The organism is Mammaliicoccus vitulinus, from assembly GCF_029024305.1.
Lineage (GTDB): Bacteria > Bacillota > Bacilli > Staphylococcales > Staphylococcaceae > Mammaliicoccus > Mammaliicoccus vitulinus.
This window is the reverse complement of the sequence record NZ_CP118974.1, coordinates 2,561,359-2,581,009: the sequence shown is the minus strand read 5'-3', so window position 1 is coordinate 2,581,009 and position 19,651 is coordinate 2,561,359. Positions and strand designations below refer to the sequence as shown.

Below are 19,651 nucleotides of genomic sequence, written 5' to 3'. Positions count from 1 at the left end.
ATGATTGCTCCTTTAGTTTTAATTGGTGGCCATTAATTATTGTTAAACGGGTATATATCATTATAGATGATTTTATAAAATAATTTAAATCAAAGTAGGGATAAAATGAAAAAAATATTAATGACTGGTGGTACAGGTCTAGTCGGAACAGAACTTGTAGAACATTATTTAAATAATGACAGTGAAATTTATATTTTAACACGAAGTGATAGAAGTTCAGACGAGCCGCTGATTCATTATATTAATTGGTCTGAAGATAATTGGGAACAAGACTTACCTCAAATCGATATTGTCATTAATTTAGCAGGAGCAAGTCTTAATGAACGTTGGACAGAAGAACATAAAGCGGCCATTATGAATAGTCGCATTGAATCTACGAACCGTTTATATCATTATTTTGAGAAACAAAATTATGCGCCAAAGGTATTGTTTAATGCGAGTGCAGTCGGCTACTATCCACCGTCTAAAGTCGTATCATATGATGAAGACGATCAATTTTTATCTCATGATTTCTTATCAACTGTTGTAGAAAGATGGGAACAAACAGCACTGTTATTTGATAAATTAGGAACAAGAGTGCTGCTTGGAAGATTTGGCGTTATATTATCTGATAAAGGCGGCGCATTACCGACAATGGTTAAACCGTATCAATTCTTTATTGGCGGTCCACTAGGTTCAGGTAAGCAATGGATGAGTTGGATTCATATGGAAGATTTAATTAAAAGTATTACAACGTTGATTGATTATGAAGCGTTTAAAGGTGTTTATAATTTATGTAGTCCACACCCTGTTCAACAAAATGATTTAGGTCGATCAATTGGTAAAGCGATTCATAGACCACATTTAATTCCTGCGCCTAAATTTGCTTTACGATTAATATTAGGAGAACAGTCTACGATTATATTAGATGTTCAAAAAGTATTTCCTAAGAAATTACTTGAACAAGGTTTTGAATTTGAGTTTCCTAATATAGATGATGCAATTAATAATTTGTTGAAATAAAAGTAATTTTCAAAAGAGAGGTGAAAAACTTCTCTTTTTATTTTGACTTATATACAAAATAAATGTATGATAATGAATAATAATACGAATTAAAGTATATTTATTATTAAAGGTGGGTACTAAATGAATCAGTTTATTGAATTAACAGAGAAGTATAGCCCGAATAATTATAGCCCGTTAAATATTGTTTTGACTGAAGGAAAGGGCGCACACGTTAAAGATTCAGATGGCAATACATATATTGATTGTGTATCTGGTTTCTCCGTTCTTAATCAAGGACATAGTCATCCTAAAATCGTTCAAGCATTTCTTGATCAAAGTCAAAAAATCACGATGACTTCTAGAGCATTATATAGTGATAATTTAGGCGTTTGGGAAGAAAAAATTTGTAAATTAGCAAATAAGAATAAAGTTTTACCGATGAATACTGGTACAGAAGCAGTTGAAACGGCAATTAAAGTTGCGACTAAATGGGGACAAGACATCAAAGGCGTTAATGCTGATGATGCAGAGATTATAGCGATGGAAGGTAATTTCCATGGTAGAACAATTGGTTCTTTATCATTGTCTTCAAACGAAGCTTATAAAAAAGGATTTGGTGTACTAGCAGGTAATATTAAATATAGTGAATTTGGTAATGTAGAACAAATAGCTTCACTTATTACACCTCAAACGACTGCTATCATCATGGAGCCTATTCAAGGAGAAGGTGGTGTAAATATCCCACCTAAACATTTCATTAAAGACGTTAAAGCATTATGTGAAGAACATGAAATTTTATTAATTGCTGATGAAATTCAAGTTGGATTAGGTAGAACTGGTAAAATGTTTGCGATGGAATGGGAAGAAGTAGAACCTGACATGTATTTATTAGGTAAAGCTTTAGGTGGAGGATTATATCCTATCTCTGCTGTTGTCGCTAATGATGATATTATGCAAGTGCTCACGCCAGGTACGCATGGTTCAACTTTTGGTGGGAATCCACTAGCGTGTGCAGTGTCTATCGCATCATTAGATGTACTGATAGATGAATCTCTGCCAGAACGTTCTGAACAATTGGGTGAAAAATTATTAAAAGGACTTCAAAAAATTGATAGTTCAATTATAAAAGAAGTGAGAGGACGTGGATTGTTTATCGGTATTGAATTAAATGAGAACGCACAATCAATTGTATCTAGTATTAATGAACAAGGTATTTTATGTAAAGAAACACAAGGTAACATTATACGTTTAGCACCACCTCTTGTAATTGAAGAAGATGATATCGATACAATTATTAATGTGATCACGCAAACAATAGAAGAAAAATCTAAACAAACAACATAAAGCTTTATTTATTTGTCATTTGACTGAAGAAAATTTTTCTAATTTTCTTCAGTTATTTTTATGTTAAAATTTCCTGGGTATATATTAAGTAAAGACTTATTACCACATTTAAAGAAGGGATTGATAACATGAAAATAGCAATAGTAGGATCGGGTAACGGAGCGGTTACGGCGGCTTTAGATATGATTTCGAAAGGTCATCAAGTAAAATTATATTGTCGAAATCAATCTATTCATAAATTTGATAAAGCATTTGAACGAGGTGGTTTTGATTTTATAAATGAAGGTGAAAAAAGCTTCGTGAAATTTACGGACATAAGTGATGATATGGAATATGTGTTAAAAGATGCAGAAGTTATACAAATGATTATCCCTTCTTCGTTCATTGAACATTATGCTAAAACGATGGCGCCATTTATCACAGATCAACAGCTTATCCTATTCAACATAGCTGCAGCCATGGGGTCAATCCGGTTTATCAACGTCTTAGAATATAAACATATTGAAGTCATGCCGAAGTTTGCAGAAGTAAATACATTAACTTATGGGACGCGCGTTGACTACGATAAAGCAGAAGTAAACTTATCCTTAAACGTAAAAAAAGTGCACTTTTCAACTTACGATAAAAGTTATTTAACAGATAGTTTTAAACTCGTCAAAAAGTTATATCCATATATCGTGAAAGAAGAAAGTCTTTGGAAGACCAACTTAGAAAATGGGAATCCAGAAGTGCATCCGGGACCAACACTGCTAAACGTTGGTAGAATCGATTATGCAGACAATTTCTCACTATACAAAGAAGGTATTACACCACACACAGTTAAACTGTTACATGCAGTAGAATTAGAAAGACTTTCATTAGGTAGAAAGTTAGGATTTGAGCTCAATACAGCAAAAGGCGCTCGTATAGAACGAGGCTATTTATCTAAAGAAGATAAAGACGAACCACTGAACAAACTATTTAATACAAGTCCAGTATTTTCACAGATCAATGGACCAAATGAAGTAGAAAATAGATATCTTACAGAAGATATTGCATTTGGCTTAGTACTTTGGTCAAGTCTAGGCAGAGTAATCGGTGTACCAACACCAAATATAGATGCCATCATCGTAATTGCCTCAACCATTTTAGAGCGAGACTTCTTCAAAGAAGGGCTGACTGTAGAAGAGTTAGGATTAGAAAAAGTTGGACTACAATCAGTGTGAAACATTGATTAAGCATTTTTAAATAATGATTTACTTATTATAACTGCCGTGAGTGTGAGCATGAGTGACAGTATGCCGATACCTAACCATTCTAGATGTATAAATATATATCCACCGAGCATGGTTAACAAGCTAGATCCTACGTAATAGCCTAATAAGTATAATGTTGATGCATGTGATTTGCTGGATTTTGTGAGTGTTGCGATATAACTACTTTGTATAGAATGTGCACCAAAGAATCCAAATGTCATCGCTGCGAGTCCTAATATATCTATTGGCAAGTAAGTTATAAAGGTCAATGCGATACCTATAATCATGATGGTAATTGCTACTGCATATGCTTTCTTTATACCGAGTTTGTAGCTGAGTTTACCAAAGTTGATTGAGCTATATGTACCGATTAAATATAATATGAATATAAACGCGATGGTAGATTCACTTAATGAGAATGGTGGTCGTTCAAATCGAACTGTGATATAGCTATAAATTGTTACGAAAGTACCCATTAATAAAAAGGCTAAAGACATTGCTTTTAATACTGCAGGTATCCTTAATAATTGACCATATTTTATGAAATGTTGCTTAGGTGAAACCCAATTTGGTGTTTGAACAGTTGAAGCGGGCAATAATATCACCATTAATACTGCAAGAATTAAATTGATGATACTGAGTGATGCGATGGCAACTTGCCAATTGGCTATATCTGTTAGAATACCTACAACAACTCGCCCTGACATACCTCCAAAAGTTGTACCAGCGACATATAATCCCATGACTTTACGGATACGGTCTTTATGAACTTCGTCTGCTATGTATGCCATTGCAATTGATGGAACGCCGCTTAATGCAAGACCCATGAGACCACGTATAACGAGGAATAAATGGAAGTTGGTGGCGAATACGCTAGCAATAGATAATAAGCTTACGAGTAGTACAGAAATAGACATCATGCGTTTCTTTTCAATATTATTGAACATAGGTACGATGATTAAACCGATACCTAGCATAAATGTAGATACAGATAATGTTAAACTGATATCTGATAATGAAACGTTGAAATAGCGACTAAGACCATTAAATATTGGTTGTGTAACGTAAAGACTCGAGAAAATAATAAACCCTGCTAATAATAATGAGATAGATCGCTTCTTCTGTTCAATCGTCATAACTTATCTCTCCTTAGATATTTATCATAACGCTAAAAATTTTATATTTCGAAAAATATGCATAACAAGACACCAGTCATAGAGAGGTCACTATGACTGGTGTCTTTATTATTGTATTTGAGTTGAATTTTTGTAATGGGTATTATTTAACGAGTATAATGTAGTTAAATATATAGGAGGTACAATTATGGTAGAAATATTAGGGCACCATCATATTTCAATGTTAACGAAAGATGCTAAGTTAAATAAAGATTTTTACGTGGATAAATTAGGTTTACGTATGTATTTAAAGACTGTGAATCAAGATGACCCTTCAATGTATCATTTGTTCTATGGTGATGAGGTTGGGACGCCTGGTACTTCTCTAACATTTTTTGAACTTAAACCTATGGGTCAAACTCATAAAGGTACAAACGCAATTTCAAGAATTGGATTGTTAGTTCCGAGTGAAGAAAGTTTAGGTTATTGGAAAAATCGTTTCGAAACTTTAGGTGTCGACCATGATGCTATCGGTATTTATAATGGCATGATGTCATTGCATTTTCGAGATCATGAAGGCTTAGAAATGGTGCTATTACCTAATGGAAATCGTAAAGTGCCACAAGATTGGCGTAATAATAGATATACTGATGTTCCAAATGAACATCAAATTATGGGTATGGGTCCGATTGAGTTTAAAATCGATGATGTTTCTGAAATGAAAGACTTTTTGGAAAATGATTTAAATTTTGAATTGGTAGATTCTGAAAGTGAATTGTTATATACGATTGATTTTGAAGGCTTATATAGTGATATTGTTTTGAAAGAAGAAGAAGGTGAAAAAGAAAGACCTGGTAAAGGTAGTATTCATCACCTTGCTTTATCAGTAGCTGATGAAGATGAATTGAACAAAGTGAAACAATTGCTAGATGAGAAAAAAGTCGTACATACTGGAATTGTAGATAGAGATTTCTTTAAGAGTTTGTATTATAGACATTCACATATATTAATAGAGTTTGCTACTGAAGGACCTGGTTTGCCGTATGATGATGTTGAACAACTCGGTCAACAATTAGACTTACCTGGATTCCTCGAACCAAGAAGAAAAGAGATTGAAGATAATTTAGAGCCTATTTAATTATAAATAGGTAAGAAGGCATTATGCCTGTTCATTACTGCATATAGAATAATTGAAGAGTTTGGGACATAAATCCCAACTTAAAATAAATCACCCAATCCGTTGGAATCATTTTCGGATTGGGTGTTTTTATATTTCTAATTTTGTAAAGTGCTGACGCCCGGGGGAATAGTATGTGAGAGAGACTACAGGCTCGAACCATACCCCCAGGCAAGCATGCACTTTACAAAAACATTATAGTTTAGGACATTTATGTCCTAGCTTTTTTGTAATGTTAATATTCTTTTTCTTTAACGTGTTGTTGTTTCCTGATTAATCGCACTGTTATAAATGATGTTATAGGTATTGCAATGCTGACAGCAATTCCGCCTAGCAATATTGTAATGATTTCTGCGGCAAATATTTTAGCATTGATAATTTCACCAAATGTGTAGTTCAGTTTACCAAACCAGAAGAATAACGTGATTTGGCCACCGATATATGCGAAATAAATCGTGTTTGTTGTTGTTGAAAGGATGTCCCTCCCAATTGTTAAGCCTGATTTGAATAGTTGATTCATTGAAATATTTGGATGTGCATCATATAACTCATACATCGGCGAGCTGATTGAAATAGTTAAATCAATAACTGCTGCAATAACGGCTAATACAATTGTGAATACCATGAGTTGAGCATAGTTTATCCCGATGTTCATTGAAAATATATAAGTTTCATCTTGTTCTTCTTCGGTAAATCCTTGCAACATAGAAATATCGACAATGAAATAGATTAATCCTATTAATATAAGTGTAGATAGTATAGTGGCGAAGAAGGCCGCAATCGTCTTTGTATTGTATTCATTGATGTAAAACAAATTAATGCATGCGATTAACAAGCAGAAAATGATTAACACGATGAATATAGGTGCTTTATATACAATTAATAATAACGCTATAAATAAAGTGATTAAATTTAAAAATAACGTTATATAGGATCTAACACCTTTCTTTCCGCCAACTAAAATCATAAGTACCAATAAGATGAGGGCTAATAAAAATGTTGTCATCGGTTAGCCTCCTCTCTCTTCAAAAATATCATCGCAACAAATATTGTAATGGGTATCGTGATAACAATACCGATGCCACCCATAAGAGCTCTCGTAATTTCTAACGACCAGTTCATAGAGAGGGTATATGTTACGGTGTTACTATTTTTGAAATAGAGAATGACCATAGGAATACTCCCTGACAAATATGCAAAAAATAATATATTCGTCATAGTACCCATAATATCTTTGCCGATATTAATACCCGACTGTCTTAACTGTTTAAGTGATATGTTAGGATGTTGCGCTTTAATTTCGTATAAAGAACTCGTTAAAGTAATTGCAACGTCCATAACAGCACCAAGTGAACCAATCAATACTGACGCAAGAAAGATTTGAGTCGGCTGAATGGTTAAAAAGCTCATCGTTTCATATTTAATTCCGTCACTGTTCGTCAACATCATCACTAATTGAGATATTCCAATGCTTAAGAATGTTCCAAGTAATGTTGAAATAATTGCGACGAAAGTTCTCCGTTTAAACCCACTTACAAGCAATAATGAAACAATTGTTGAAAAGATAACAGTAGCTGTCATAAGTACGAAGAAGTGCTGGTTATTGTATTTCATAAAATAATCAATCATAAACAATAGAACCGCAACATTGATGATGAGTGAAATGATGGAGTATAATCCAGACTTTCTACCGACTAGAAGTAGTGTTAATAAAAATAACCCAGACATTAATATAACGGATCCATCTCTTTTTAAGCCTTTAATAATAGCAGTATCTTCTTTGCCTTTATAAGATAGTAGAACTTGATCATTTTTATGATATTTTTCGGAATCTGTTAAAGAATCCGTGTACTTATGAGAGATTTGAATGTTATCTCCTTTATGCTTCCCATTCAACACTTTTAATTCAATTTTTTCTTTATGAAGTGTGTCTTTATTTTTGTTTTGATCAACGGTCTGTTCAGACGTCTTATTTGTAATATCGGTAATTTGTCCGATCGGTGTCTTATAAAATTGTGCGTTATACTGCGTAAAGATATAAGCACCCATGATTAAAATGAAGAAGGTCAAAATGGTAATGTTAAATGGCTTTTTAAATTGTGTTTTAAGTTGTGAATTCATGTGATTGCACCATCGTTTTTCGTTTGATTTTAATAAATTATAGTATACGTCCTTCAAGTTCTTACTTCAATTATTTCCATGTTTCTTCGCAAGGTATTGAATCACGCTTTCTGGCTTTTGAAATGTAAGGATGTCCTGCTACAGTAAATCGTAAAGGTTTTTCCGTCCATTCCCCTTTATTAGGTACACCGATTCTAGCAGATAAGTCGATGTCTTTAGGGAACTTTCGATTTATTGTATCTATTTTAAGACATCCAGCATTAAGCTTAGTGCCATCTAGTGATTTAGAAATATTCATCGCTTGTGTGAACTTGCCAGGCCCATTCGTTAATTCTATACCTGTTCGGCCATTGCGATTGATTGCCATTTGTTCAATACCATCTTCAGGTTCGACAGCCCTAATCAAGACACCTTGAGGCTCTCCTTCAACTTGCGTAACGAAGTTAATGAGCAACTGTTTATGCATGGAATGTGCATAAATTGTACCGCCTTCGCAATAAAGTGATTGTACACTTTTCGTATTCTTTCCATTAAAGGAGTGCGCAGCTTGGTCATGTTTGCCAATATAGGCTTCTGTTTCTACAATATAGCCTGTATAAGTGATATCTTTAGTTTCATGAATAAGTTTAACGCCAAGTAAATCTGCAGCAGTTTCTTCCGTCGGTCTATTAATAAAATCCATTTTAAAATAAATCCTCCTTAATGATACGTTGTTTGTCTTTGCAATAGTGAGCGTGTATGTTCTATAAAAGTCTTTAATTGATTGTTTTGACTGTTGTTTTGGTAAACGATATGAATCGTCCTTTTTAATTCAGTATGTGTTAAAGGAATTTTAGTGAGATGTTCGTCTTCCATTCCATTACTCAAATAGTCAGGTATAATGAGCACGCCTTTTTCCGACAGCAATGTTTGACGTAGCAATGCAAAATTCGAAATAGGATATGCTTTCTGTGATGCATGTTTACGTATTAATTGTGAAATTTGGTCAGGCAAAGTGTTGAAATGATAAATGTATTGATGACTTAATTGAGATAACGGTGGTTTAGGGTTCATAGATAAATCATTATTGTTGTGTACATATAAATTGTACGTTTCTTCGAATAGAACATGTTTATGAGTATTTTTGTTGTTTGAAAGTTTCGGCGTTAATTCGCATAACGCAACATCTATTTGATGTGAAAGTAAAGCTTCTTCAATTTCTGCAGGTGTCATCATCATCGGTCTTATTTCTATATTGAAGTCGCGCTCATATGTTTTGATGATCGCTGGTAAAGCTTGTGAAACATAGCTTTCTGTATAAGCGAGTTTAATGGAGCGTTTATCTGTTTGATCTTGATGTATGAAGAGCTCTTTCGTCTCATCAATCAAATTTAAAATTCGGTTCGCTTGTGACAGAAGCAGTTCGCCACTATCAGTTAATTTAACATTTCTACCTTCTCTTAAAAATAAAGTCGTATTAAGTTCTTTTTCTAAATTAGCAATTTGTCTACTCACCGCAGATTGGGCGATTTCTAATTCTAATGCAGCCTCTGAAATGTGTTCTCTTAACGCAACTTCTCTAAAGTAAATTAATTGTTTAATCTCCATATATAACACCTCACGTTTTATATTATCTAATTTTTAGATATATTTCATCTATTTTATATATTGTTAAGATGAGTCATTATAAAGTATGATATATACTATCAATTATTGAAGATTCTGAAATTTATTGTTGAGGTGATGTCGTATGTCATTTAAGAAAGATAGAAGACAACTTGGCCTGTATGATTCAATGGACGAGCATGATGCTTGTGGAATTGGCTTTTATGCCAACATGGACAACAAGAGGTCACATGATATTGTATTAAAATCAATTGAAATGCTTTGTAGGTTAGATCATAGAGGTGGAGTTGGAGCTGATGGTATTACTGGCGATGGTGCTGGTATTATGACTGAAGTCCCTCACCTCTATTTTAAACAAAAATTAAAATTAAATTTACCTGAAGAAGAAAATTATGCTGTAGGTATGTTCTTCACTGATGAGAAAATAGCTGGCAGTGAGCATGAAACAAAATTTAATGCATTTTTTGAAGCGGAAGGCTTAAAGGTTATTTCATATAGAGATGTACCTGTAGATATATCGGTATTGGCTGAACATGTTGCAGAAACAATGCCTTATATTCAACAAGTATTTGTTGAAAATCATTCAAGTGAACATTTTGATCGCTCTTTATTTATTGCGCGTAAACAAATTGAACGATACGGTGATGAACAAAATTTAGATTTATACTTTGCAAGTTTATCTAGAAGAACAATCGTTTACAAAGGATGGTTGCGCTCAGACCAAATTAAAGGGTTATATATCGATTTATTAGACGAATCATATGTTTCGAAGTTTGGTTCAGTCCACTCTAGATTCAGTACGAATACATTCCCAAGTTGGAAAAGAGCACATCCAAACAGATTACTTATGCATAATGGTGAAATTAACACGATTAAAGGTAATGTGAACTGGATGCGCGCTCGTCAAGATCGATTAATCGAGACGATCTTTGGAGATGTGAAAGATAAAATTGGAACAGTATTAGATGAATCAGGTAGTGACTCAGCTATTGTCGACAATGCTTTAGAGTTTTTGAGTTTGAGTATTCCTCCTGAGCAAGCGGCGATGTTATTGATTCCTGAACCTTGGTTATATAATGACACGCAAGATCCAAAAATTAGAGCGTTTTATGAGTATTATAGTTACTTAATGGAGCCATGGGATGGACCAACTATGATTAGCTTCTGTGATGGTGATAAGTTAGGTGCTTTAACAGACCGTAATGGATTGAGACCTGGACGTTATACAATCACAGATACTAATGAAATTATATTTTCATCTGAAGTAGGCGTTATTGACGTCGAAGAAGAGCATGTTGTGTACAAAGGTCAATTGAACCCAGGGAAACTATTGTTAGTAGACTTTAAAGAAAATAAAGTAATCGAGAACGACGAATTAAAACAACGTATTGCAAGCGAATATCCATACGATGAGTGGGTTAGTCATAAAGCATTAAATGTAAATGACATTGTAGCTTCACCATCTCATATAGAACAGGATAAATTATTCCAACTGCAACGTCGTTTCGGATATACAAAAGAAGAAATCAACAAATATATGTCTGAACTCACAAGCGAGAAAAAAGATCCTATTGGCGCAATGGGCTTTGATACACCTGTTGCCGTATTAAGTACAAGACCTGAATCATTGTTTAATTACTTTAAACAACATTTTGCACAAGTTACGAATCCGCCTATTGATTCATATAGAGAGAAAATCGTAACAAGTGAATTGGTTTACTTAGGAAAAGAAGGTAACTTATTAGAACCGAATAAAGATAATACGAAGCGAATACAGTTGAATCATCCAGTGTTATCAAAGGCACAACTTGAACGGATTCAAGATAGTGAATTTGGCTTAACGATGATTCCGACAACATATAGTGGGTCTCTTAAAGATGCGTTAGATGACTTAGGTCACAAAGTTTCAAAAGCCGTTAAAAATGGTGCTGAAATCATCGTTTTAGAAGATGAATCTGTTGATGAAGAAGAAGCGTCATTTGCAATGCCTATGTTATTAGCGGTTAGTCATATTCATCAACATTTAATCAGAACTGGACAACGTCTTGATACAAGTATTGTTGCATACTCTGGCGAATGTCGAGAAGTGCACCACTTAGCTACATTAATTGGTTATGGCGCAAATGCCGTTGTACCATACTTAGCACATTATACGATAGAAGACTTAACGACTTCGGGACGTCTCGAAGGCACTGTCGAGCAAAATATCGACACGTATAGTCAAACACTATCAGCAGGTGTCATAAAAGTTATGGCTAAAATGGGTATTTCAACAGTTCAAAGTTACCAAGGTGCTCAAATATTTGAAGCAATTGGTATAGGTAAAGACGTAATCGATGAATATTTCACAGGTACACCGTCTAAACTTTCTGGTATATCTATTGAAACAATCGATAAAGAGAATAAAGCGAGACAATCGGAACGCATTAACCATTTAAATACAGGTAGTACTTTCCAATGGAGACAACAAGGAGAATACCACGCGTTTAACCCTAAAACGATTCATTTATTACAGCATGCTTGTAGAGATAACAACTTTGAAATGTTTAAAGAATATTCTGAAGCGGCTGATAGCGAACGCATGAGTCATTTAAGAAATTTACTTAATTTTAAAGCAGAGCGTGCAATTGATTTAGATGAAGTGGAATCTGCCGATCAAATCGTTACAAGATTCAAAACTGGTGCAATGAGCTTTGGTTCTATTTCTCAAGAAGCACATCAAACGTTAGCAGAAGCGATGAATAGAATTGGTGGACGAAGTAACAGTGGTGAGGGTGGAGAAAACCCAGAACGCTTTATCGTGAAACCAGACGGCACAAATTACATGAGTGCCATTAAACAAGTAGCTTCCGGTCGTTTTGGTGTAACGAGTGATTATTTACAACACGCAAAAGAAATTCAAATCAAAGTAGCTCAAGGTGCTAAACCTGGAGAAGGTGGTCAATTACCTGGTACAAAAGTCTACCCTTGGGTTGCTGAAGTTCGTGGATCTACACCAGGTGTTGGTTTAATTTCGCCACCGCCACATCACGATATTTATTCTATTGAAGATTTAGCGCAATTAATTCATGACTTGAAAAATGCAAATAGAAAATCAGACATTAGCGTTAAACTCGTTTCTAAATCGGGTGTCGGTACAATTGCAGCAGGTGTTGCAAAAGCATATGCAGATAAAATTGTCATCAGTGGTTACGATGGTGGTACAGGTGCTTCTCCTAAGACGAGTATCCAACATGCTGGTTTACCATGGGAGATTGGATTAGCAGAAACACATCAAACGCTTATGTTAAATGGACTTCGTTCACGTGTGACGTTAGAAACAGATGGGAAGTTAATGACTGGGCGCGATGTAGCATTAGCATGTGCACTTGGTGCCGAAGAATTTGCATTTGCCTCTGCGCCATTAGTGGTACTTGGATGTATTATGATGAGAGTTTGTCATAAAGATACATGTCCTGTCGGTATAGCGACTCAAAATGGAGAATTACGTAAATTGTTCACAGGTAAAGCGGATCATATCGTGAACTTCATGTACTTTATTGCCGAGGAAATAAGAGAAATTCTTGCTTCGTTAGGATTGAAGAAGATGGATGACCTTATTGGTAGAACAGATTTATTAGAAGTTTCTAGCCGTTGTTATGCTCATCCTAAAGCAAAAGAATTGGACTTAGAAGCATTATTGTTCGTAAACAAAGGTGAAAGATATCGCTCTACTAATCAAAATCATCATCTTGATGAAGGATTTGATTTAACGACGTTATATGAAGATGCAAAAGCATCTATTGATCACGGCGAAAAATTTGTAGGCAGCTACAATGTACGTAATACAGAACGAGATGTCGGTGTGATTACAGGTAGTTATATTACAGAAGTGCATGGTGAACCTGGTTTACCAGAAGATACAATACATGTTAAGACGTTTAAACATGCTGGTCAAAGCTATGGTGCATTTATACCTAAAGGCATGACTTTACATCATACTGGTGATGCTAATGATTACTTCGGTAAAGGTTTATCAGGAGGAAAATTAATCTTGAATGCACCGAATGAAGATAGAGAAGACAATATCATTGTGGGTAATGTTTGTTTCTATGGTGCTACGAGTGGAACATCTTATATAAATGGACGAGCAGGAGAACGTTTCTGTGTTAGAAATAGTGGCGTCAATGTCGTTGTAGAAGGTGTTGGAGACCATGGACTAGAATATATGACTGGTGGTCGTGTTGTCATCTTAGGAGATGTCGGACGTAACTTCGGTCAAGGTATGAGTGGTGGTGTCTGTTACGCAATGCCTACAGATGTTGAAACATTCAAAGAAGAGAACGAGCTAGACACGCTGGAATTTGAAACATTAAAAGATGCAGATGAAATAGCTAATTTGAAACATATGTTAGAAGAACATGTTAAATATACAAATAGTAAAAAAGCAAAAGCAGTCTTAGCATCATTTGACACAATTGTAGAAAGAGTCGTTAAAGTTATTCCTAAAGACTACAAACTCATGATGCAGAAGATTTCACTACACAAATTAGAGAACGAAGAAGATGCGCTTTTAAATGCATTCTTTGATGATCGAAAATCTATAGGTGATGAAGAAGAACTGGCTTCTGTATATTAAGAAGGAGGGCATATTATGGGTGAATTTAAAGGATTTATGAAGTATCCTAAGCAACAACTTGATGAGTTGCCATTAAAAGATAGAATTAAGGGATATGAACCATTCCAACAACGTTTTACAACAGAAGATGCTGCAACACAAGGTGCGCGTTGTATGGACTGTGGAACACCATTTTGTCAGACAGGCTCATCATTCGGTAGAGATACAATAGGTTGTCCGATTGGTAACTATATACCAGAGTGGAACGATCTAGTGTATCGAAAAGATTACAAAGAGGCATATGAAAGACTATCTGAAACAAATAACTTCCCTGAATTTACTGGTCGCGTCTGTCCGGCGCCGTGTGAATCGTCATGTGTGTTAGCAATTAATAATGAGTCAGTAGCCATTAAAGGAATTGAACGTACAATTATAGATGAAGCATATGATATGGGACTTGTTAAACCGAAGTTTCCAGAACACCGATTAGATGAAAAAGTAGCCATCATCGGTAGTGGTCCAGCAGGATTAACAGCAGCCGAAGAATTAAATTTATTAGGTTACAATGTGACGATATATGAGCGAAACCATCGTCCAGGTGGCTTGCTCATGTATGGAATACCAAGTATGAAATTAGACAAAGAAGTGATTGAGCGACGTGTTAAATTAATGGAAGAAGCAGGTATCGTCTTTATAACAGATGTTAATGTGGGGAAAGACATCACGAAAGAAGAGCTAGATGAACAATATGATGCCATTATTGTTTGTACAGGCTCACAAAAAGGACGAGATTTACCATTAGAAGGACGTATGAGTTTTGGTATTCATTTTGCAATGGATTATTTAACAGAACAAACGCAATTACAAATGGGAGAAATTAATGAACCGACAATAACAGCTAAAGGCAAAAATGTGATTGTAATAGGTGCGGGTGATACAGGTGCTGACTGCGTAGCAACAGCATTGAGAGATGACTGTAAATCAGTTGTCCAATTTAATAAATATGTAAGATTAACTGATAAAATAGAACAAAATACTTCTTGGCCATTACCAATGCCAATTTTCAAATTAGACTATGCACATAAAGAGTATCGCGAAAAGTTCGGATTCGAACCAAGAGCTTACGGTATTCAAACGATGCGTTATGATGTTGATGAAAATGGTAATATTCGAGGTCTTTACACACAAGTGTTAGAAGAAACTGAAGATGGTATGGTTATTGTAGAAGGAACTGAACGTCATTGGCCAGCAGATTTAGTTCTATTATCAATTGGATTCGAAGGAACTGAGCATTTAGTGCCTCATTCATTCAATTTGAATACTGAACGAAATAAAATCGTAGCAAACGAAAAAGATTTTAGAACAAATCAAGATAAAATATTTGTCGCTGGTGATGCAAGAAAAGGGCAAAGTTTAGTCGTTTGGGCTATTAAAGAGGGTCGTGCAGTTGCAAAAGCTGTAGATGAATCCTTAAAGAAGAAAATTACAATTTAATTTCGACGTTTATTGTTGACATAAGTGATGGCATGTTATAAGATAAGTATTGTCTTATTTGGAGGAATACCCAAGTTCGGCTGAAGGGATCGGTCTTGAAAACCGACAGGGGCTTAACGGCTCGCGGGGGTTCGAATCCCTCTTCCTCCGCCATTATTTTTAAAATTCCAAGACTAATATATAGAAAAGCGCTACCTACATTTGTAGGTAGCGCTTTTTGTTTTGTACAAATGTTTTATAACTTTGCTATAATATAAGAATATTCTGATAAAGGTCGTGTCTAAATGAAAGCAAAGGGATTAAAACGGGGAGATGTATTAGGTGTAGTAGCATTAGCGAGCCCGCCTAATCAACAACATTTAAAGAATGGTTTAGAACGTTTAGAAGCGCGATATCAAGTTAAATTTAAGTTGGCGAATAATATTGATCAAATTTATGGTCATTTAGCAGGAACGGACGAAGAGAGATTACAAAGTTTACATGACATGTTAAGGGATGATGAAGTTAAAGGTATCATATGTGCATGTGGAGGATATGGGACACCTCGGATTGTAGAACGCATTGATTATGAGCTTGTTAAGAAACATCCTAAAATCATTTGGGGTTATAGTGACATAACGTGTTTGCATAACGCTATTAGACAACAAACGGGATTGATTACATATCAAGGACCAATGATTGCTTCCGATATAGGTGATGCTTATAATGAAATATCTTTAAAAAGCTTTGAACAGTTATTCGATGGTAAAGATATTTCATATCCAACTGATCAATTAACTTTCGAACCTCTCGTATCGGGTCGAGTTGAAGGTGAAATAGTTGGGGGATGTTTATCGCTCTTAGTTTCTAGTTTAGGCACTTCATACGAAATTGATACAAAGGGAAAGATTCTATTTATTGAAGATATAGGAGAAGAGCCGTATAAGATTGATGGTTTCCTTCAACAATTAAAGTCGGCAGGGAAATTAGATGATGCAATTGGATTTATCATTGGGCCATTTACAAATAGTAAACCTAAAAATCCTAATAAATCGTTAACGATGAAAGAAGTTTTAGACTTTTTTATCACACGATTGAATAAACCTGCAGCATTTGATTTGAACATCGGTCATTGTACGCCTCATTTTGCGATACCATTTGGAACAAAAGCAACGTTAGATGTCGATCAAAAAGTGCTGAACATAGCATCAGGTGTAAATATAGAATAAAGGGGCAGTTATATGTTTATAACAGATATTAAATACTATAGATATGGAACACCTTTGAAGAAACCATTCAAAACAGCTTTAAGAACAGTAGAAGTAATAGAAAGTATATATGTTTTTATCGAAACAAATTATGATGATGTTATAGGTGTTGGCGAAGCTGTACCTACATATGTTATTACAGGTGATACTAAAGGTGGAATTGAAGCCGCAATTGAAGAAGTATTTAAGCCATTATTAATTAATAAGCATTTAACAGTGAAGTTATTAGACGAAGTACAGCAAGTCATTGTCGGTAATACAAGTGCAAAAGCAGCAATAGATATAGCGCTTTATGACTTATTATCTCAAGAAGCAGAATTGCCTTTATATAAGTACATCAATCATAACCCGGGAAATAAAACGTTAGAGACATGCTATACGGTCAGTTTGAATGAAGCTGTTGAAATGGTGGAAGATGGATTGAAATATGTCGATGAAGGTTTTAATCATTTGAAGATAAAAGTGGGGAAAGACAATGTCGAAACAGATTTAAGTAGACTGAAAGCATTGAGATCTTCGTTGCCTAGTGATGTCATATTGAGCGCGGACGCTAATCAAGCTTGGGATGAAAAAGGCGCGCGACATGCCTTGAAACATTTTGATGAAGCTGACTTGAAAATTGAAAGTATCGAACAACCTGTTGGACGTTATGAATATACTATTCTAGGTGCTTTAACAAAGCAATTTAACATACCTTTAATGGTAGATGAAAGTTTGTTTAGCACTTATGATGCGCGTCGATTAGTAGAAGTAGGCGCAAATAATTTGTGGAATATTAAGTTGATGAAGACTGGTGGCCTACATCAAGCTTTAAAAATACATGATATTGCTCAAGATGAAGGTATATCTTGCATGGTTGGATGTATGATAGAGACGCATGTTTCTGTAACCGCTGCTTTACATTTTAGTTTAGCTGCTAAACAAGTAAGCCGTGTGGATTTTGATGCACCATTAATGGTGGTTGAAAGGCAAGTTGAAGGTGGTATCGTTTATGAAGGTGCTAAAGTGAAGGCTTCAGAAGGATTCGGTTTAGGGATAGATAGAAAATCTTTATACAAGAAGGTGCGAACATGAAGAAATATTGTAGAGTAAATGTAGGGACCATATGGAGAAATATTGATAAAGCTAGAGATATTGATAGAGATGGCATCATGTACCCAGCTGATATTCAAAGATGGTTACTAGAACTGAATTTGGCACAAAAGTTGTCGTTTACAGAAGATAGTAGAATAGATACTCAAGTATTGTATGGAGAAATGGTTGAAGTAATAGAAGAACAAGATGGCTGGAGTCATGTGTTATGTATAGAGCAACCTTCGAAACAACATCCAAAGGGTTACCCTGGCTTTATACCTTCTAGTCAGTTAGGCGAAATGAAAGATTATAAAGCACATCAAAAATTACGTGTTATAGTACCTAAATCAACTTTGTTTAATTTAGATTTTACTACAAAGCAAATTCTTTCGTTCAATACGGTGTTGCCTGTAACGAAAGGTGAAGATGAATATGTTGAAGTAGACACACCTGAAGGTAAAGGCTTAATCCATTCTAACGACGTTGAATTTAGCGATGAAAACGGCAATTTCCAAACGGGAACGATGCAAGGCGTTATTGAAAATGCCAAACGCTTTATAGACTTACCTTATCTATGGGGAGGCATGTCTAGTTATGGATATGATTGCTCGGGACTTTGTTTTCAAATGTATAAAAGTCAAAATTTCTATATACCTCGAGATGCGGATGAACAATATGAAGCAATGAAAGATGTTTCAATTGAGTCAAAAAATTTCGAACCGGGAGACTTACTATTTTTTAGTAAGCCTGAAGAGAATGGTTTCTTGTCACATGTTGGTATATACATGGGTGAAGACATGATGATTCATGCACCGCATACCCCGAAAAGTATTGAAATTGTCAAAATAACAGGTAGTTATTATCAAAAAATACTCGCAAAAGCAGCTAGGTTATCAGATTTTTAAAATAGATTGAATAATATATGACCCAAATTGGTGAGAGAAGTCGATCACTTTTTTGGGTTTATTTGTGTTGGATAAAAAGCAATAATAATATAAATCGTGTTCGTGTTGGATGATGCCCACATCATTTACAACATTGCCATATTCACCAGTTTTTGAATAAAAAGAAAGTGTGTCTTCATAGAAAGATTTATAAATTGAAACTTTGTCGTTTAAATGTTGATTATACATAATGTCCATCATTTCTTTCTTGTCTTCGTGTTGTGATATATAGCGAAGTATTGTGATCATGTCTTGTGCTGTCGTAATGTTTTGTTTACCTTCAAGAATGGCATGTTCATCCATCATAAAGCGATTGAGTTCGGTATGTTCAGTGCGAAGTGTTTCACTTATAAATAAATTGATATGTTGAAGGCCAAAATAATGAATTAAAGTATTTGTAGCCGTATTATCAGATACAACAATCATGAGGTAGATTAAATCTTTAATACTTAAATGTTCAATGTTCATTTTTTGCAATACGCCACTACCACCAACTATATTGGATAGTTTAATTTGCGCTTGTCGCTCTTCTTGGGTTGTATGGTCAAAAATATAAATCATAATCGGCAATTTAATTAAACTTGCGGATTCAAATATTTTTTCGTGATGATGGTTTGTAAAAATCGTAGAACTTTCATTAGCGAATTCGACTGAAACCTCTTCGTGATCTATGAATTCATGAGTTAAAAAAGACATATATAAAACCTCCTTTAT

Annotated in this window: 15 protein-coding genes and 1 tRNA gene; 10 read left to right on the top strand and 6 right to left on the bottom strand. The window is 34.8% G+C overall.

The window, feature by feature from the left end; all coding sequences use genetic code 11:
• Window positions 1-105: 105 nt before the first annotated feature.
• The 3 genes from PYW35_RS12930 (at window position 106) to PYW35_RS12920 (ending at window position 3,533) form a co-directional block, all read left to right on the top strand.
• Window positions 106-1,002 (top strand): TIGR01777 family oxidoreductase, encoded by an 897-nt coding sequence (locus tag PYW35_RS12930; RefSeq protein ID WP_103322790.1) that lies wholly within the window; start codon window positions 106-108, stop codon window positions 1,000-1,002.
• A 123-nt stretch (window positions 1,003-1,125) separates the two neighbouring features.
• A complete protein-coding gene (gene rocD, locus PYW35_RS12925) occupies window positions 1,126-2,328 on the top strand; it encodes an ornithine--oxo-acid transaminase (protein WP_103322791.1) in 1,203 nt (400 codons plus the stop codon).
• Window positions 2,329-2,456: 128 nt separating this feature from the next.
• Window positions 2,457-3,533 (top strand): NAD/NADP octopine/nopaline dehydrogenase family protein, encoded by a 1,077-nt coding sequence (locus PYW35_RS12920; protein ID WP_103322792.1) that lies wholly within the window; start codon window positions 2,457-2,459, stop codon window positions 3,531-3,533.
• Window positions 3,534-3,541: 8 nt separating this feature from the next.
• Here PYW35_RS12920 and PYW35_RS12915 read toward each other — a convergent pair whose 3' ends face one another.
• A complete protein-coding gene (locus PYW35_RS12915) occupies window positions 3,542-4,699 on the bottom strand; it encodes an MFS transporter (RefSeq protein WP_103322793.1) in 1,158 nt (385 codons plus the stop codon).
• Window positions 4,700-4,886: 187 nt separating this feature from the next.
• Here PYW35_RS12915 and PYW35_RS12910 point away from each other — a divergent pair, with 187 nt between their 5' ends.
• A complete protein-coding gene (locus PYW35_RS12910; protein WP_103322794.1) occupies window positions 4,887-5,816 on the top strand; it encodes a VOC family protein in 930 nt (309 codons plus the stop codon).
• A 274-nt stretch (window positions 5,817-6,090) separates the two neighbouring features.
• On the opposite strand, the gene PYW35_RS12905 is transcribed toward PYW35_RS12910, so the two are convergent.
• From PYW35_RS12905 to gltC, 4 genes are all read right to left on the bottom strand, one after another.
• Window positions 6,091-6,861, bottom strand: a complete 771-nt coding sequence (locus PYW35_RS12905) for a YibE/F family protein (protein ID WP_016912603.1) — start codon at window positions 6,859-6,861, stop codon at window positions 6,091-6,093.
• Window positions 6,858-7,976, bottom strand: a complete 1,119-nt coding sequence (locus PYW35_RS12900; RefSeq protein WP_103322795.1) for a YibE/F family protein — start codon at window positions 7,974-7,976, stop codon at window positions 6,858-6,860. Before PYW35_RS12900 ends, PYW35_RS12905 begins: the two co-directional genes overlap by 4 nt.
• Window positions 7,977-8,046: 70 nt before the next feature.
• Window positions 8,047-8,658, bottom strand: a complete 612-nt coding sequence (locus PYW35_RS12895; protein WP_103322796.1) for a DNA-3-methyladenine glycosylase — start codon at window positions 8,656-8,658, stop codon at window positions 8,047-8,049.
• 17 nt (window positions 8,659-8,675) lie between these two features.
• Entirely contained in the window at window positions 8,676-9,563 is an 888-nt protein-coding gene (gene gltC / locus PYW35_RS12890; RefSeq protein ID WP_103322797.1) for a glutamate biosynthesis transcriptional regulator GltC, read from the bottom strand.
• A gap of 142 nt (window positions 9,564-9,705) precedes the next feature.
• Here gltC and gltB point away from each other — a divergent pair, with 142 nt between their 5' ends.
• The 6 genes from gltB to PYW35_RS12860 all read left to right on the top strand — a co-directional run bounded on the left by gltB (window position 9,706) and on the right by PYW35_RS12860 (window position 18,898).
• On the top strand, window positions 9,706-14,199 hold the full coding sequence (gene gltB / locus PYW35_RS12885) for a glutamate synthase large subunit (RefSeq protein WP_103322798.1): 4,494 nt from the start codon (window positions 9,706-9,708) through the stop codon (window positions 14,197-14,199).
• Between the two features lie 15 nt (window positions 14,200-14,214).
• Entirely contained in the window at window positions 14,215-15,672 is a 1,458-nt protein-coding gene (locus PYW35_RS12880) for a glutamate synthase subunit beta (RefSeq protein ID WP_103322799.1), read from the top strand.
• A 60-nt stretch (window positions 15,673-15,732) separates the two neighbouring features.
• Window positions 15,733-15,825, top strand: a tRNA-Ser gene (locus tag PYW35_RS12875).
• Between the two features lie 131 nt (window positions 15,826-15,956).
• Complete coding sequence (locus PYW35_RS12870) at window positions 15,957-16,880, top strand: S66 peptidase family protein (protein ID WP_016912434.1); 924 nt, start codon at window positions 15,957-15,959, stop codon at window positions 16,878-16,880.
• Window positions 16,881-16,892: 12 nt separating this feature from the next.
• Window positions 16,893-17,993, top strand: a complete 1,101-nt coding sequence (locus PYW35_RS12865) for a dipeptide epimerase (RefSeq protein WP_103322822.1) — start codon at window positions 16,893-16,895, stop codon at window positions 17,991-17,993.
• On the top strand, window positions 17,990-18,898 hold the full coding sequence (locus PYW35_RS12860; protein WP_103322821.1) for a C40 family peptidase: 909 nt from the start codon (window positions 17,990-17,992) through the stop codon (window positions 18,896-18,898). Before PYW35_RS12865 ends, PYW35_RS12860 begins: the two co-directional genes overlap by 4 nt.
• On the opposite strand, the gene PYW35_RS12855 is transcribed toward PYW35_RS12860, so the two are convergent.
• Complete coding sequence (locus PYW35_RS12855; RefSeq protein WP_103322820.1) at window positions 18,887-19,633, bottom strand: serine hydrolase; 747 nt, start codon at window positions 19,631-19,633, stop codon at window positions 18,887-18,889. The two genes, PYW35_RS12860 and PYW35_RS12855, sit on opposite strands and share 12 nt — an antisense overlap.
• Between the last annotated feature and the right edge of the window lie 18 nt (window positions 19,634-19,651).

Bases quoted from the DNA above. Each gene is read 5' to 3' on its own strand.
- PYW35_RS12910 (WP_103322794.1), top strand. From the start codon at position 4,887: ATGGTAGAAATATTAGGGCACCATCATATTTCAATGTTAACGAAAGAT.
- PYW35_RS12880 (WP_103322799.1), top strand. From the start codon at position 14,215: ATGGGTGAATTTAAAGGATTTATGAAGTATCCTAAGCAACAACTTGAT.
- PYW35_RS12905 (WP_016912603.1), bottom strand. From the start codon at position 6,861: ATGACAACATTTTTATTAGCCCTCATCTTATTGGTACTTATGATTTTA.
- gltB (WP_103322798.1), top strand. From the start codon at position 9,706: ATGTCATTTAAGAAAGATAGAAGACAACTTGGCCTGTATGATTCAATG.
- rocD (WP_103322791.1), top strand. From the start codon at position 1,126: ATGAATCAGTTTATTGAATTAACAGAGAAGTATAGCCCGAATAATTAT.
- PYW35_RS12870 (WP_016912434.1), top strand. From the start codon at position 15,957: ATGAAAGCAAAGGGATTAAAACGGGGAGATGTATTAGGTGTAGTAGCA.
- PYW35_RS12900 (WP_103322795.1), bottom strand. From the start codon at position 7,976: ATGAATTCACAACTTAAAACACAATTTAAAAAGCCATTTAACATTACC.
- PYW35_RS12860 (WP_103322821.1), top strand. From the start codon at position 17,990: ATGAAGAAATATTGTAGAGTAAATGTAGGGACCATATGGAGAAATATT.
- PYW35_RS12895 (WP_103322796.1), bottom strand. From the start codon at position 8,658: ATGGATTTTATTAATAGACCGACGGAAGAAACTGCTGCAGATTTACTT.
- PYW35_RS12855 (WP_103322820.1), bottom strand. From the start codon at position 19,633: ATGTCTTTTTTAACTCATGAATTCATAGATCACGAAGAGGTTTCAGTC.
- PYW35_RS12865 (WP_103322822.1), top strand. From the start codon at position 16,893: ATGTTTATAACAGATATTAAATACTATAGATATGGAACACCTTTGAAG.
- PYW35_RS12915 (WP_103322793.1), bottom strand. From the start codon at position 4,699: ATGACGATTGAACAGAAGAAGCGATCTATCTCATTATTATTAGCAGGG.
- PYW35_RS12930 (WP_103322790.1), top strand. From the start codon at position 106: ATGAAAAAAATATTAATGACTGGTGGTACAGGTCTAGTCGGAACAGAA.
- gltC (WP_103322797.1), bottom strand. From the start codon at position 9,563: ATGGAGATTAAACAATTAATTTACTTTAGAGAAGTTGCGTTAAGAGAA.
- PYW35_RS12920 (WP_103322792.1), top strand. From the start codon at position 2,457: ATGAAAATAGCAATAGTAGGATCGGGTAACGGAGCGGTTACGGCGGCT.